Raw genomic sequence first — 14,526 nt, forward strand, 5'->3', positions numbered from 1 at the left:
ATTACTTCTCCTTGGACGGACTGACGAAGACGTCTTCGATGGCAAGCTCGAACAGCTCGGCGATGCGGAAGGCGAGGGGGAGCGAGGGATCGTACCGCCCCGTCTCGATCGCATTGACGCTCTGCCGGCTGACCTCGAGCTGTTCGGCGAGATGCTGCTGGCTCCACCCCCGCGTCGCCCGCAGCGCGCGCAGGTGGTTGTTCATGCACCATCCCCGGCAAGGCGGTCGCGCAGTCCCATCACGCACTGCCACAGGCCGAAACAGCCGCACCAGACGGGGAAGGTCAGGAAGGTCGGGAAGTGCCCGACCGCGCCGCCGTTCTCGAGGAACCCCCAGACGGTGGTGATGACCAGCATGACGCCGAGCCCGCCCAGCATCGCCGTGGCCAGCCGCGTGCGGATGAACTCGTCGCGCTCCTCGATCAGATAGGCGCCCATCACCAGGATCGCCGCCACGATCGGCAGCGCCGGCGCCACGGACAGAAGCGCGAGCAGCGCCCCCTGCGGCTTCTGATCACGGATCATGGCCGTGCAGGCGAACAGCACCAGCACGTACATCGTCATCGCTGGAAAGAAGCGGCGCAGATAGCGGCGCTGCGCCGGGTTCAGCTTTTCGCTGCGTCGAATCGAAAACATCACAGCCTCCTTCGTATGTGAAGGAGGCTTTACATGGAAAGCTCGCTTTACGTCAAGCGCCCTTTACATCAGATGACGAACTCCACCGATCGCCGCTGCGCCTCGTCGGCGCGCTTGGCGACGATTTCGGCGTGGAGCGCGCTGATCGTGCGGCTGCCGGTGGTGGTGAACAGGAACGGGAAAACGCCATGCGCCAGCGCGCCGAGCCCGCCCGCGATCATGCGCAGGCCGAACCGCGTCGCGACGCCCAGATGCTGCGTATAGCTTTCGCCGACCGAGGCGGGGTGGTGGGTAAAGGGGTTCATCGGGCACCTCCTGCCCCGGATGCTATCCCTTCGCGCGCAGGCTTTCCAGCATCTCGGCGGCGAGCAGGCTCAACGTATCGTCTCTAGCGCCCATCACGACAATTCGGTCACCCGGCCGCGCCTCGGCGACCAGCAGCGCCGCCGCCTCGGCCCGGTTTGCGACATGGCGCGCGTCGCGGCCGGCGGCGGTCAGGTCCGCGACGATGTCGGCGCTTGTCACCTCGCGGGTCACGGTGCCGCCGTGATAGACCGGATCGGGGAGGACGAGGATGTCGTCCGGCCGCAGCCGCTGCGTCAGGCTCTCGACAAGCTCGCGCCGCATCACCTTCAGTGGGCCATAGCCGTGGGGCTGGAACAGGATGCGCAGGCGCCCGGGAAAGGCGTGCAACGTATCGAGCGTCGCGGCGATCTTGTCGGGGTTGTGCCCGAAATCGTCGATCACCGCGACCCCGCCTGCTTCGCCGACGAAGTCGAACCGGCGCCTGAGGCCGGTGAAGCCGCCGATGGCCTCCACCGCCTGCTCCGGCGGAATGCCGGCCGCAACGACGGCGGCAATCGCCGCGAGCGCGTTGGCGACATTGTGCCGGCCGGGCACGGCGAGTTGCACGCGCAACCGCGTCTCACCCTCACCCTTCCGCGCCTCCGGCGCTCCCTCCCTCTCCCGCTGGGCGCGGCGGGTGAACAGCGCCCCGCGCTGTTCAGGACATGCCGGGGGCATGTCCGACCCGTCGAGGGAAGAGGGCGCGAAGCGCCCGAAGGGTGAGGGTGTGGCGATCACGAGATCGAACCCAATCGCAAACGGCTCCGGCACCAAATTTTCGGCGCGAAGATCCGCCTCCGCCTCCACCGCAACCCGAACCACATTCGCCATCCCGGCGACCAGCGCCGCCGTTTCCGCATCCCCGACATTGGCGATGACGACCTCCGCCTTGCCCGCAAAGTCCGCGAACAACCGCCGCAACTCGTCCAGCCCCTTGTGATCCAGGCTGACGTTGTTCAGCACCGCAACCCGCGGCACGTAGCGCGCGATCGACCCGTCGCTTTCGTCCACCTCGCTGACGAAGGCATCGCCCCCCTCCTTTCTATTGGCCCCCACCAGCGCGCTCGCGAACGGCGCATCCGGTGCCGCGAAGTTCTTCATCACCGCGCCGTTCATCACCGTGGGGTCGCGCCCCGCCGCGTGCAGGATCCAGCCGATCATGCCCGTCACGGTCGACTTGCCGCTCGTCCCCGCGATGCCGATCGGCAGTTCGCTCGCGTTGAACAGGGCGCTCAGCAGCTCGGCACGGCTCATCCGCGCGCAGCCCAGCCGCGTCGCGGCGACGATATCCGCCACCGTGTCCTCGACCGCGGCGGAGGCGACGCCGGTCTGGTCCGCCGATACGATCCCGCTGCCGTCCTGCGGGTGCAGGCGGATGCCGCGCGCGATCAGGCTGTCGAACTTGGCAGGTACGCGCCCCTGGTCCAGCCCGCGGTCCGATCCTTCGACGATCGCGCCGCGTCCGGCCAGGATCGTCGCCAGCGGCAGCATGCCGGATCCGCCGATGCCGACCAGAAAGAAACGCTGACCCTGTACCGTCTCGGAAATGTTGCCGTTCGCCATCGGCCCGCGCTATCGCCGGGCATCGGCAGGCACAAGGCTCTGTCGGCGAGCGGGGATACGCGCATGCGGATTGGAGTGGTGGCGCCGGCGAGCATCGGCAACAAGGATGCCGAAGCGCCGTTCATCGCCTTCACCGCTTTGGCCTATCCCGAGGTCGACCTGATCGTTCACCCGCAATGCTGGGAAACGGACGGCCATTTCGCCGGCAGCGACCGTCGCCGCGCCGACGCCTTCCTGGAATTCGCCAACGATCCCGGCTTCGACGCGATCTGGTTCCTGCGCGGCGGCTATGGCTCGAACCGCATCCTGCCGCTGGTCATGCCGCAGCTGGGGCCGGCGGCGCGGCACAAGACGTATCTTGGCTATTCCGACATGGGTTTCCTGCTCGGCGCGCTCTATGCCCGGCGGATCGGCCGGCCGGTCCATGGTCCAATGGCGAGCGACATCCGCCGCACCCATGGCGACCAGACGATCGCGCGCTCGCTCGGCTGGCTGGCGCGCGGCGACCGGCAGGGGCTGGAGCCGGGGCTCGATGGGCGCCCGGCGGCGGCGTTCAACCTGTCGATCCTCGGCGCGCTGATCGGCACGCCCTATCTGCCCGACCTCACCGACCACGTCCTCATCATCGAGGAAGTGTCGGAACCCATGTACAATATCGACCGGCTGCTGTTCCACATGGGCCATGCGACGCAGCTGAAGGGCATCGCCGGCGTCCGCCTCGGCAGCGTCACCGCGGTGACCCCGAACGAGCCGCAGTGGAACGAAGACATCGAATATATGGTCCGCCGCTGGTGCGGCGACCTCGGCGTGCCGTACCTCGGCCGCGCCGACGTCGGCCACACCCAGACCAATCGCGTGGTGCCGTTCGGGATCGTGTGAGGCGCGACACCCGCCCCACTCTCTCCGTCACCCCGGACTTGGTCCGGGGTCCACCGGGCCGCGCGGGGGAGGCAAGAGGCTCGAACCACTCCCCTGGCCGCCGAGTGGACCCCGGACCAAGTCCGGGGTGACGAAAAGAGGCCCTGTCCTATACGCCCCATTTATGCCTAGGCTCCCCCCGATGGCCCACGTCGCGCCTCCGCCCATCACGTCGGCACCGCCGCGATGGGACAGCACGGGTAGCGCTTCCGACCATAACCTATCGTCCACTTCGTCCACTTCGTCCACTTCCAGCGCGCCGAACGGCCGCCGCGCCCCCGAATCGCCCCCGCGACTCGCCTTGCGTCCTTCGCTCCCCCGCGTGCATAAGGCGCGCTCTCAATACCCAAGGAAGCCTTGAACCCATGTCTGTCATGTTCCGTATCACGCTGCCCGACGGTTCCGTCCGCGAGGTTGCGCCGGGGACTACCCCCGCGGACGTGGCCGCCGCCATCGGTCCGGGCCTCGCCAAGGCGGCGCTCGCCGCGCGCATCGACGGGCAGGTGCGCGACCTCAACCGGCCGTTCGACGGCGACACGCAGCTCGCACTGGTGACCGCGAAGGACGAAGCCGACGCGCTCGAACTCGTCCGTCACGATCTCGCGCACGTCATGGCCGAGGCGGTGCAGCATCTGTTCCCGGGCACGCAGATCACCTTCGGTCCCGCAACCGACGACGGTTTCTACTACGACTTCGCACCCAAGGACCGGCCCTTCACCGAGGACGACCTGCCCGCGATCGAGGCCGAAATGCGCCGCATCATCGCGAAGAACGAACCGTTCACGCGCGAAGTGTGGAGCCGCGAACAGCTCATCGAGACGTGGACCCGCCAAGGCGAGACCTTCAAGGCCGAATGGGCCGCCGAACTGCCCGAGAACGAGGAACTGACGATATACCGTCAGGGCGAATGGCTCGACATGTGCCGCGGGCCGCACATGGTTTCGACCGGCAAGCTTGACCCCAACGCCTTCAAGCTGACGCGCGTGTCGGGCGCCTATTGGCGCGGCGACCAGAAGAACGCGATGCTCAGCCGGATCTACGGCACCGGCTGGCTCAACAAGAAGCAGCTCGACCAGCACCTCTTCATGCTGGAGGAAGCCGCCAAGCGCGACCATCGCAAGATCGGCGCGGAGATGGACCTGTTCCACCTCCAGTCCGAAGCGCAGGGTTCGGTCTTCTGGCACCCCAAGGGCTTCGTCCTGTGGCGGCAGATGGAAGCGTACATGCGCCGCCGTCTCGACGCCGCCGATTATGCCGAGGTGAAGACGCCGCAGCTGATGGACGCACGCCAGTGGGAACAGTCGGGCCACTGGGGCAAGTATCGCGAAAACATGTTCGTGGTGCCGGACGAGATTCCGAACACCGAGGACGAAGGCGCGATCCTGTCGGGCGATGCCGACCTGATGGCGCTGAAGCCGATGAACTGCCCCGCGCACGTCCTGATCTTCAAACAGGGGATCAAGAGCTACCGCGACCTGCCCATCCGCATGGCCGAATTTGGCTGTTGCCACCGCAACGAGCCGCACGGCGCCCTCCACGGCATCATGCGCGTCCGCCAGTTCACGCAGGACGACGCGCATATCTTCGTGCGCGAAGACCAGTTGGTCGACGAAGTGCGAAAATTCTGCGAACTGCTCCACTCGGTCTATCAGGACCTCGGCTTCACCGATTATGCGGTGAAGCTCGCGCTGCGCCCCGAAAAGCGTTTCGGCTCTGACGAAATGTGGGACCAGTCCGAACAGGAACTGCGCGACGCGGTGCAGGCGTCGAACCTGCCTGAGGACATCAAGGCCAAGTTCGAGGAACTGCCGGGCGAGGGCGCCTTCTACGCCCCCAAGCTCGAATTCCACCTGACCGACGCGATCGGCCGGACGTGGCAGGTCGGCACCATCCAGTCCGACCGCGTACTGCCCGACCGGCTCGACGCGAGCTATGTCGGCGAGGACGGCAACCGCCACCGTCCGATCATGCTCCATCGCGCGATCCTCGGCACGTTCGAACGCTTCATCGGCATCCTGATCGAACATCACGCCGGCCGCTTCCCGCTCTGGCTGTCGCCGGTGCAGGCGGTCGTCGCGACGATCGTCTCGGATGCGGATGATTATGCCGAGGACGTCGCGGCGCGCCTGCGCAAGGCGGGCCTGCGCGTCGAAACCGACCTCCGCAACGAGAAGATCAACTACAAGGTCCGCGAACACTCCGTCGCCAAGGTCCCGGTCTTGCTCGTCGTCGGCAAGCGCGAAGCGGAGGAAGGCAAGGTCGCAATCCGCCGCCTCGGCAGCCAGGCGCAGCAGATCGTGACCGTCGACGAAGCGCTCGCTATGCTCCGCGATGAGGCACTGGCGCCGGACATGCGCGGCTGAAGGAGACGGCGCGTCTTTCAAAAGGCGCGCCGATCCCTTATATACGTTCGCAAACCACCACAGGAGCAATACCCATACGTCCTCCCATGATGCGCCGGCCGAACCAGGCGCCGCCGATGAACGGTCCTCGTTTCAACGAATGGATCCAGAGCCCCAAGGTCCGCGTCATCGACCATGAGGGTGAGAATCTTGGCGTGATGTACACGCGCGAGGCGATGGCGCAGGCGCAGGAAGTCGGCCTGGATCTGGTCGAGGTGTCGCCGAACGCCGATCCGCCCGTCGCCAAGTTCCTCGACGTCGGCAAATTCAAGTACGAGGCGCAGAAGAAGGCGAACCTCGCGAGGAAGTCGCAGAAGACGCAGGAGATCAAGGAGATCAAGATGCGTCCGAACATCGACGACCACGATTACGACACCAAGATGAAGAAGGTCGCCGAATTCATCGAGGATGGCGACAAGGTGAAGGTCACCATGCGCTTCCGCGGTCGCGAGCTCAGCCACGGGCAGCTCGGCATGAACGTGCTGCAGCGCGTTGCGGAGCAGGTGCAGGAGATCGCCAAGGTCGAAGCCTATCCGCGTATGGAAGGCCGTCAGATGCTGATGGTGCTCGCGCCGAAATAAGCATCCGGCCGGATCGGCGCTTTCCGTAGCGTCATCTGAAATCGGTCTTTTTGAACACCGGGTCCGGCAACGGGCCCGGTGTTGCGTATGGGAGACACTGCATTCGAAAAGCATGACGCCATTATGAAAATAGTGGACGCTCACGCCTGCGACCACCTAGCCTCAAAAGAAAACCCGATATTCGAAAACAATCGAAATCGATCTGGAGAGGAAGCCCATGCGCCTTACCGCGTACCTGCTGTCGGCAGCGACGATCGCCATCGCCTCGCCCGCGATGGCCCAGAACAACAGCCCCGAACCCTCGAGCGCGGCGACGCAGACGACGACGCCCGCCGCCGCAGGGTCGGTGACGCAGGACGACCAGATGGGAGCGGACATCGTCGTCACCGCGCAGGGCCGCGCGCAGGCGCTGGCCGACGTGCCGGTCGCGATCTCGGCCGTCTCCGCCGAAACGCTGCAGAATTCGGGCGCCAGCGACATCCGTCAGCTCAACCAGCTCGCGCCGTCGCTGCTGGTCTCCTCGACCGGATCGGAAGCCAACGGCTCGGCACGCATTCGAGGAATCGGTACGGTCGGCGACAACCCCGGCCTCGAAAGTTCGGTCGCGGTGTTCATCGACGGTGTCTATCGCTCGCGCTCCGGCATCGGCCTCACCGAACTCGGTGAAATCGACCGGGTCGAGGTGCTGCGCGGCCCGCAGGGTACGCTCGGCGGCCGCAACTCGTCAGCGGGCCTGATCAGCATCGTCAGCAAGGCGCCGTCCTTCTCGGGCTTCAGCGGCGGCGCGGAAGCGACCTACGGCAACTACAATTTCTACCGCTTCGCCGGGAACCTCAATCTTCCGTTGAGCGAAACGATCGCGGCGCGTGTCGATGGCGTCTACGTCAAGCGCGACGGCTTCTACCGTGATTACACCAACAACACCGACGTCAATAACCGCGATCGCTACTTCCTGCGCGGCCAGCTATTGTTCGAACCGAGCAGCGACGTCACCTTCCGCCTGATCGGCGACTATACGCATCGCGACGAAAAGTGCTGCGCGGCGACCTATGTCGATCGCTCGGTCAACGAAGCCGTCGGCAACCTCAACGATCCGGTCGCTTCGGTAAACGCGGGTCTGGCCGCGGGCAGCAACGGCAACAACATCGTCAACGTCATCCGCGACCTTGGCCAGCCGCTCAACTACGTCAACGCCGCCGGCTACAGCCGCGACGTGTCGGTCAGCCCCGGCCGCAGCTTTGCCGGCATCACCAAGGATTGGGGCGTGTCCGGCCAGCTCGACTGGAATATCGGCGGCACCAAGCTGACCTCGATCACCGCCTATCGCGATTACGATTCGAGCCAGGGGTCGGACACCGACTATAGCCGCGTCGACATCCTGTATCGCGCCGCCAACGGCAATTCGGCGCGTCGCTTCCGCACCTTCACGCAGGAGGTCCGCCTGAACGGCTCGCTGTTCAACGACAAGCTCGACTGGCTGGTCGGCGGCTTCTTCGCGAACGAAGACCTGCGCGTCCTCGATAACCTGCGCTTCGGCAGCCAGTACGGCCGCTTCGCAACCTGCCGCCTGGTGTCGGGCAGCGCGCTCGCGCAATTCTATGCGCCGGGTAACGCAGGCTGCCTGAGCGCGACGGGCCGTGCGGTGCTCAGCGGCGTGGTGCCGGGCGTCGCCTCGCCCTTCGGCGCGGCAGGTCCGACGATCGTCGGCGCGATCGATACGCTGGATGCGATCAACGACAAGGGTGCGACGCGCGACGTCTACAACCAGAACAGCCGCAACTGGGCGCTGTTCACGCACAACATCTTCCACGTCACCAGCACCGTCGATCTGACGCTGGGCCTGCGGTATACCAACGAACGCAAGCGCTTCGACGCGACCTTCACCAACGACAACGTCGGCTGCGTCGCCAACCAGCGCGCGCTGCTGCCCTTCCTGTCGAACGCCGGCCTCGCCGCCACCGCGGGCGGCATCATCGGCCTGTCGTGCCAGGGCAATTCGACCGCAGAGCTCAACGGCGTGTCGATCAACAGCGTCCGCAAGGAAGACCAGTTCACTGGCACCGCGGTGCTGTCGTGGAAGCCGATCGACGACCTGCTCGTCTACGGCAGCTATTCGCGCGGCTACAAGGCGGGTGGCTTCAACCTCGACCGTTCGGCGCTGAAGTCGCCGATCCTGCCCTTCTCGGCTTCGGGTGGTGCGCAGGCGCTGGTCAACGCGCTGCAATTCGCGCCGGAAACGGTCAACGCCTATGAAATCGGCGCCAAATACGCGACCGGCCCGTTCACGCTGACCGCCGCGGCGTTCCTGCAGGACTTCAAGAACTTCCAGCTCAACACGTTCAACGGCACCGTCTTCCTGGTCCAGAACATCAACGGCTGCTCGTCGAACCTCAACGGCGGCGATCGTGACCAGAGCAAATTCGCCGCGGCCGGCAATTACAATGCCGCGGCGGCGACCACCGGCGCCTGCCCGTCGGGCGACGTGGGCTGGGGCGTCCGCTCGAAGGGTGTCGAGCTGGAGGCCTCGCTGGTCCCGGCGCGCGACTTCCGCGTCACGCTGGGCCTGACGCTGACCGATACCAGTTATCGCGACCAGCTGGTCGGCACCGACGCGGGCGCGCCGCTCGACCAGGCGCTGCGCAAGCTGCCGGGCAATCGCATGTCCAACTCGGCGGACGTGGTCACGACCGCGTCGGCGGCCTGGACCCCGCAGCTCGGCAATGGCTATTCGGCGCTGTTCTACGTCGATACGCGCATGACCAGCGACTATAACACCGGGTCCGATCTGTTCCCGCAGAAGGTGCAGGACGGCTATGCGATCGTGAACGCCCGCATCGGCCTGCGCACGCCGGACGAGAAGTTCAGCCTGGAATTCTGGGCGCAGAACCTGACCAACGTGAATTACGCGCAGGTCGCGTTCAACTCGCCGTTCCAGGAAGGCGCTGCGACCGCGGCGTTCCAGGATCCGCAATATCCGGGCGGCCGCCAGCTGTTCTCGCAATATCTCGCCGAACCGCGCACCTACGGGGCGACGATCCGCGCCCGCTTCTGATCTCAAGCCAAGGCAACGACCCCTGGGCCGGCCGCAGCGATGCGCGCCGGCCCGTTTCTTTTGCGGCACGGCTGGCCCGGCCGCAGGCTCGGTGCGTCGCAAGCGTTTTGACGGGGGGCAGGGAACCGGCACCCGCTATCGCCGATTGGAGCGATGAAGGGGACGATCGCTGATCTTCGAATCGATGCTGGTCAAATTCGCGCTGATCGGCCTGCTCGGCATCGGCGCGCAGTGGATCGCGTGGCGGACGGGCAAGCCCGCCATCGCGCTGATGCTGATCGCCGGCGTATTGGCGGGGCCGGTGACGGGCTTGATCGATCCGCAACGCGATTTTGGCGCGCTGCAACAGCCGATCATCAAGCTCGCCGTGGCGGTGATCCTGTTCGAAGGCGGCCTCAGCCTCAACTTCCGCGATCTGCGCCACGCCGGCCCGGCCGTGCTGCGGCTCGTGGTCATCGGCGTGCCGGTCGGGCTGGTGCTCGGCACCGCGGCGGCCTTCTACGGTGCGGGACTGCCGCTTGGCATATCGGCGCTGTTCGGCGGCATCCTCGTCGTCACCGGCCCGACGGTGATCGGGCCGATGCTGCGATCCCTGCGCGTCCCCGCACGGGTGCGCGACACGCTCAAATGGGAAGGTATCGTCAACGACCCGATCGGCGCGCTGCTCGCCGTCGCGATCTACGCCTATATCACCTATATCGGCCCGGATCGCAGCGCGGTGGCGATCGGGCTGGACGTCGCCGCGGCGACGCTGATCGCGGGTGCGATCGGCGTCGGCCTGGGCTTCGGCCTGACGACCGCGTTCCGCCGCGCCTATATCCCCGAATATCTCAAGGCGCCCACCGTCCTCGTCGCGGTGATCGCCGGCTTCGTCGCGGCAGACCTGATCAAGCATGAAACCGGCCTCATCACCGTCACGCTGATGGGCGTCGTCATGGGCAATCGGCAAACGCAGTCGACCGCCGCACTCAAGCATTTCAAGGAAGATCTCGCCGTCCTTCTCATCTCGGGTGTCTTCGTCATCCTGTCCGCGACGCTGCAATGGGAGGTGGTGGAGCGCTTCCAGGCGCGGTTCCTCATTTTCCTGTTCCTGCTGCTGTTCGTCGTGCGGCCGTTGACCGTCATCGCCAGCCTCGCGTTTTCGGGCATGCCGTGGCGCGAGCGGCTGTTCGTCGCGTGGATCGCCCCCCGCGGCGTCGTCGCGATCGCGGTCACCAGCCTGTTTGCGCTGCGGCTGGAGGATTTCGGCATGAAGGATGCCGACGCGCTGGTGCCGTTGGTATTCGGCGTGGTCGTTGCGACGATCTTCGCGCACGGCTTTTCGGCGGGCTGGGTCGCGCGGCGGCTGGGGGTCGACAAGGGGAAGGGCGAGGGCGTGCTGCTGGTCGGCGCCAACGCCTTCACCACCGCATTGGGCGGCGCCTTGCAGAAGATGGGGCTGACGGTGATGATCGCCGACACCGCCAAGTTCGCGCTCCGCGCCGCGCGCAAACAGTCGCTCGATGTCCATCAGGGCGACATCCTGGACGAGGTGACGCAGGACACGCTCGACATGCAGCAGTTCCAGCACGTCATCGCCGCCACCGACAACGATTCCTACAACAGCCTCGTCTGCGCAGACCTCGGCCCCGAAGTCGGGCAGGACAAATTGACGCAGACCGGCGTCGACGAAACGCGCCTCAGCCGCCGTCGTGCGCGCATGTTGCTGGAAGGCGGCGAGACGGTGGACGAATTGCAGGTGCGCGTCGCCGCCGGGTGGGCGTTCGGGCGGACGCGCATTACCAGCGTCTTCCCCTACGAGGCCTATCGTGCACGCCTCGCCCCCGAGGCGGAGCCGGTCGCGGTGATGAAGCCCGACCGCCGCCTGCTGCTCTTCTCGACGACGCAGCGACCGGTGGTGGAGCCCGGCGACACGATGCTCACCTTCGCCCCGCCCGAACCGGTGTAACCGGACACCTTCGTCATACGGCGGTTCCCTACAAACCTCCGTCACCCCGGACTTGATCCGGGGTCCCGCTTCTTCCGCCGCGAGATAACAGCAGGACCCCAAATCACGTCCGAGGTGACGGTGAAAGGGCCCTAAGCCGTTACGTCCTCCGTCTCGCCCGCCGCGGCGGTGCGTAGCCGCCGTTCCAAAGTCTTCAGACGCGCCGGCTGGGTGATGCGGTCGCCCGTCAGATCAGTGACGTAGAAAGTGTCGACCGCCCGCTCTCCATAGGTCGCGACATGCGCCGAATGCAGCGTCACCTTCGACTGGAACAGTGCATGCGCCAGCTGGTTCAGCAGCGCCGGCCGGTCGCGGGCGTTGACCTCGATGACGGTGAAGCGGTTCGACGCATGATTGTCGATCAGCACGTTCGGCACGATTTCGAACGCATCCGCCCGCGTCCGCGCCGCGGGCTTGGCGACCAGCCGGTCGGCGAGCTTGCCGCGATTGGCCAGCGCATCCTCGATCGCCATCGTCAGCCGCGTCAGCTGGCTGGCGTCGTCGAACGGGCGGCCGAACGGGTCCTGCACCAGGAAATTGTCGATCGCCATGCCGTCGCGCGTCGTATGGATGCGCGCGTCGATGATGTTGCCGCCCGCGACATGGATCGCACCGGCGATGCGATAGAACAGCCCGGGATGGTCGGCGGCATAGATCGTCACCAATGTCGCGCCGCGCGTCGCATAGACCTGCGCATCGATGGAGAGCTGCGCGTCGCCCGCGGCGTCGATGAAGCGCGCGTTATGGGCCAGCACGTCGTCCGGCTCGGCGATCCAATAGGCCTCGGGAAAGCGCCGGACGAAGGCGGCGAAGCGCGCATCGTCCCACCCCAGCGTCGCCTGCAGTGTCTCCTGCCGCGTGGCGATCCGCTCGGCGCGGCCGCGCTGCTTGTGGCCCAGACGCAGCACCTCTTCGGCGGCTTCGAACAGATCGGCGAGCAGCTGCCGCTTCCAGCCGTTCCACGTGCCCGGCCCCACCGCGCGAATGTCGACGATGGTCAGCACCAGCAGCAGGCGCAGGCGTTCGGGGCTTTGCACCACCTCGCAGAAATCGAGGATCGTCTTGAAATCGCTCAGGTCGCGCTTGAACGCGGTCGCCGACATCAGCAGGTGCCAGCGCACCAGCCACGCCACCGTCTCCGTCTCGGCGGGTGACAGGCCGAAGCGCGGGCACAGCCGCTCGGCCACCTCCGCGCCCAGGATCGAATGGTCGCCGCCGCGTCCCTTGGCGATGTCGTGCAGCAGCACCGCAACATAGAGGACGCGGCGCGAAATGATGTGCTTGATGATCGCGGAGGACAGCGGATGGTCCTCCTTCAGCTCGCCCTTGTCGATCCGGCTCAGCAGGCCGATCGCGCGGATCGTATGCTCATCCACCGTATAATGGTGGTACATATCGAACTGCATCTGCGCGACGACGCGGCCGAAATCGGGCACGAAACGGCCGAAGACGCCGGCCTCGTTCATCCAGCGCAGCACCAGTTCGGGATCGCGCGGCGACGTCAACACGTCGAGGAAGAAGGCGTTGGCGCGCGCATCGCGGCGGTGCCCGTCGATCAGCTTGGCATCGCGCTTGGCGGCGCGCATCGCCAGCGGGTGAATCTCGACGCCGTGCAGGTCGGCGAGCTGGAAGATCTCGATCAGCCGCACCGGGTCTTCGGCGAAATAGTCGTCGCGGGGCAGTGCGAGGCGTCCGCGATCGAGGACGAAGCCGTGCAGCTTGCCCGGCCGGCGCCGGATCGTCGGCAGGCCGAACCGGCGCCCGCGCGCTGCGAACCGCTCGTCCAGGTGCGCCAGGAACACGCCGGTCAGGTCGCCGACGGTGCGCGCCTGCAGGAAATAATATTGCATGAACCGCTCGACCGCGGGTTTGCCCGGGCGATCCGAGAAGCGCATCCGCGCCGCCACTTCGCGCTGCACGTCGAACGTCAGGCGATCCTCCGCGCGGCGGGTGATACTGTGCAGGTGGCAGCGCACGGCCTGCAGGAAATTGTCGGCGCGGTGGAAGAGCTTATATTCCTCCGGCGTCAGCAGGCCGACGCCGACCAGATCGGCGCCGCGCTGCACGTCGTAGATATATTTGCCGATCCAGAACAGCGCGTGCAGGTCGCGCAGGCCACCCTTACCCTCCTTGACGTTGGGTTCGACGACGTAGCGCGTGTCGCCCATCTTGCGATGGCGGGCGTCGCGTTCGGCGAGCTTGTCGGCGATGAACTCGCGTTCGGTGCCGTGCTGCACCTCCGCCTTGAAGCGCCGCGCCGCCTCATCATACAGCGACTGGTCGCCGATGACGTAGCGCGCCTCCAGCAATGCGGTGCGGATCGTCACATCGGCCTTGGCCTGGCGCACCATCTCGTCGAGCGAGCGGCTGGAATGGCCGATCTTCAGCCCCAGGTCCCACAGCGCGTACAGCATCGATTCGATGACCTGCTCGGCCCAGGGCGTCTGCTTGCCCGGCGTCAGGAAGCCGATATCGACATCCGAATAAGGCGCCATCTCGGCGCGGCCGTAGCCGCCGACCGCGATCAGCGTCATCCGCTCGCCCGCGGTAGGGTTGGCGAGCGGGTGAAGCCGCTGCGTCGCGAGATCGTAGAGCAGGCGCAGCAGCTGGTCGGTCAGATACGCCTGCGCGTTCGATGCCTCCAGCCCGCGTGAGGGATGCGCGGCAAGGCGGCGCTGGATTTCGGTGCGCCCATCGGCGAGCGCGGCCTTCAGCAACTGCGTCGCCTGCGCGCGCAACGGCGCATCGGCGGCATCGATCGCCGCGATCCGATCGGCAAGAGCGCGACGATCGATGATCGCGCGGCGATTGGGGATATGGTCGAAACGGCCCTGCATGGCGGCGGTCATAGCGGAGACAGGGTTAACGCGACATGGGCTTGGTGGGGTGGCCGCGCTCACCTGTCCTGGGCGCCTCGCGCCGGCGACGTCCGCATTTTTCGCTGTCCTACACGACCCGACTATGCCTACCCTCCCATCGCTCTTTGATACCGTGAAGCCGGCTTTTGCGCGTGCCAACGGACGGGAGGGCATTCCGACGATT

At 66.4% G+C, this 14,526-nt stretch carries 10 protein-coding genes; 5 read left to right on the plus strand and 5 right to left on the minus strand.

The window, feature by feature from the left end:
- Position 1: 1 nt before the first annotated feature.
- The 4 genes from GGR47_RS09760 to GGR47_RS09775 all read right to left on the minus strand — a co-directional run bounded on the left by GGR47_RS09760 (position 2) and on the right by GGR47_RS09775 (position 2,544).
- Positions 2 to 205 carry a helix-turn-helix transcriptional regulator gene (locus tag GGR47_RS09760; protein ID WP_017979643.1) on the minus strand — a complete coding sequence of 68 codons (204 nt, stop codon included), beginning with the start codon at positions 203 to 205 and terminating at the stop codon, positions 2 to 4.
- Complete coding sequence (locus tag GGR47_RS09765) at positions 202 to 636, minus strand: hypothetical protein (RefSeq protein WP_147035554.1); 435 nt, start codon at positions 634 to 636, stop codon at positions 202 to 204. Before GGR47_RS09765 ends, GGR47_RS09760 begins: the two co-directional genes overlap by 4 nt.
- A gap of 68 nt (positions 637 to 704) precedes the next feature.
- Positions 705 to 941 (minus strand): DUF6356 family protein, encoded by a 237-nt coding sequence (locus GGR47_RS09770; RefSeq protein WP_017979641.1) that lies wholly within the window; start codon positions 939 to 941, stop codon positions 705 to 707.
- 22 nt (positions 942 to 963) lie between these two features.
- Positions 964 to 2,544, minus strand: coding sequence for a glutamate ligase domain-containing protein (locus GGR47_RS09775; RefSeq protein ID WP_147035555.1), 1,581 nt, complete (start codon positions 2,542 to 2,544; stop codon positions 964 to 966).
- A gap of 63 nt (positions 2,545 to 2,607) precedes the next feature.
- Between GGR47_RS09775 and GGR47_RS09780 the strand changes: the two genes are divergently transcribed.
- The 5 genes from GGR47_RS09780 to GGR47_RS09800 all read left to right on the plus strand — a co-directional run bounded on the left by GGR47_RS09780 (position 2,608) and on the right by GGR47_RS09800 (position 11,445).
- On the plus strand, positions 2,608 to 3,423 hold the full coding sequence (locus GGR47_RS09780; protein ID WP_024310392.1) for an LD-carboxypeptidase: 816 nt from the start codon (positions 2,608 to 2,610) through the stop codon (positions 3,421 to 3,423).
- Between the two features lie 404 nt (positions 3,424 to 3,827).
- A complete protein-coding gene (thrS, locus tag GGR47_RS09785; RefSeq protein WP_147035556.1) occupies positions 3,828 to 5,825 on the plus strand; it encodes a threonine--tRNA ligase in 1,998 nt (665 codons plus the stop codon).
- An 86-nt stretch (positions 5,826 to 5,911) separates the two neighbouring features.
- Positions 5,912 to 6,445 (plus strand): translation initiation factor IF-3, encoded by a 534-nt coding sequence (infC, locus tag GGR47_RS09790; protein ID WP_017979637.1) that lies wholly within the window; start codon positions 5,912 to 5,914, stop codon positions 6,443 to 6,445.
- A gap of 217 nt (positions 6,446 to 6,662) precedes the next feature.
- Positions 6,663 to 9,497 (plus strand): TonB-dependent receptor, encoded by a 2,835-nt coding sequence (locus GGR47_RS09795; protein ID WP_147035557.1) that lies wholly within the window; start codon positions 6,663 to 6,665, stop codon positions 9,495 to 9,497.
- A 184-nt stretch (positions 9,498 to 9,681) separates the two neighbouring features.
- Positions 9,682 to 11,445: a cation:proton antiporter gene (locus GGR47_RS09800; protein ID WP_147035558.1), complete on the plus strand. Its 1,764-nt coding sequence runs from the start codon at positions 9,682 to 9,684 to the stop codon at positions 11,443 to 11,445.
- Positions 11,446 to 11,576: 131 nt separating this feature from the next.
- Here the strand turns inward: GGR47_RS09800 and GGR47_RS09805 are convergent, their stop codons facing one another.
- Complete coding sequence (locus GGR47_RS09805; RefSeq protein ID WP_183949528.1) at positions 11,577 to 14,321, minus strand: [protein-PII] uridylyltransferase; 2,745 nt, start codon at positions 14,319 to 14,321, stop codon at positions 11,577 to 11,579.
- Positions 14,322 to 14,526 lie beyond the last annotated feature (205 nt).

It is taken from the genome of Sphingomonas aquatilis (assembly GCF_014196115.1).
GTDB classification, from domain to species: domain Bacteria; phylum Pseudomonadota; class Alphaproteobacteria; order Sphingomonadales; family Sphingomonadaceae; genus Sphingomonas; species Sphingomonas aquatilis.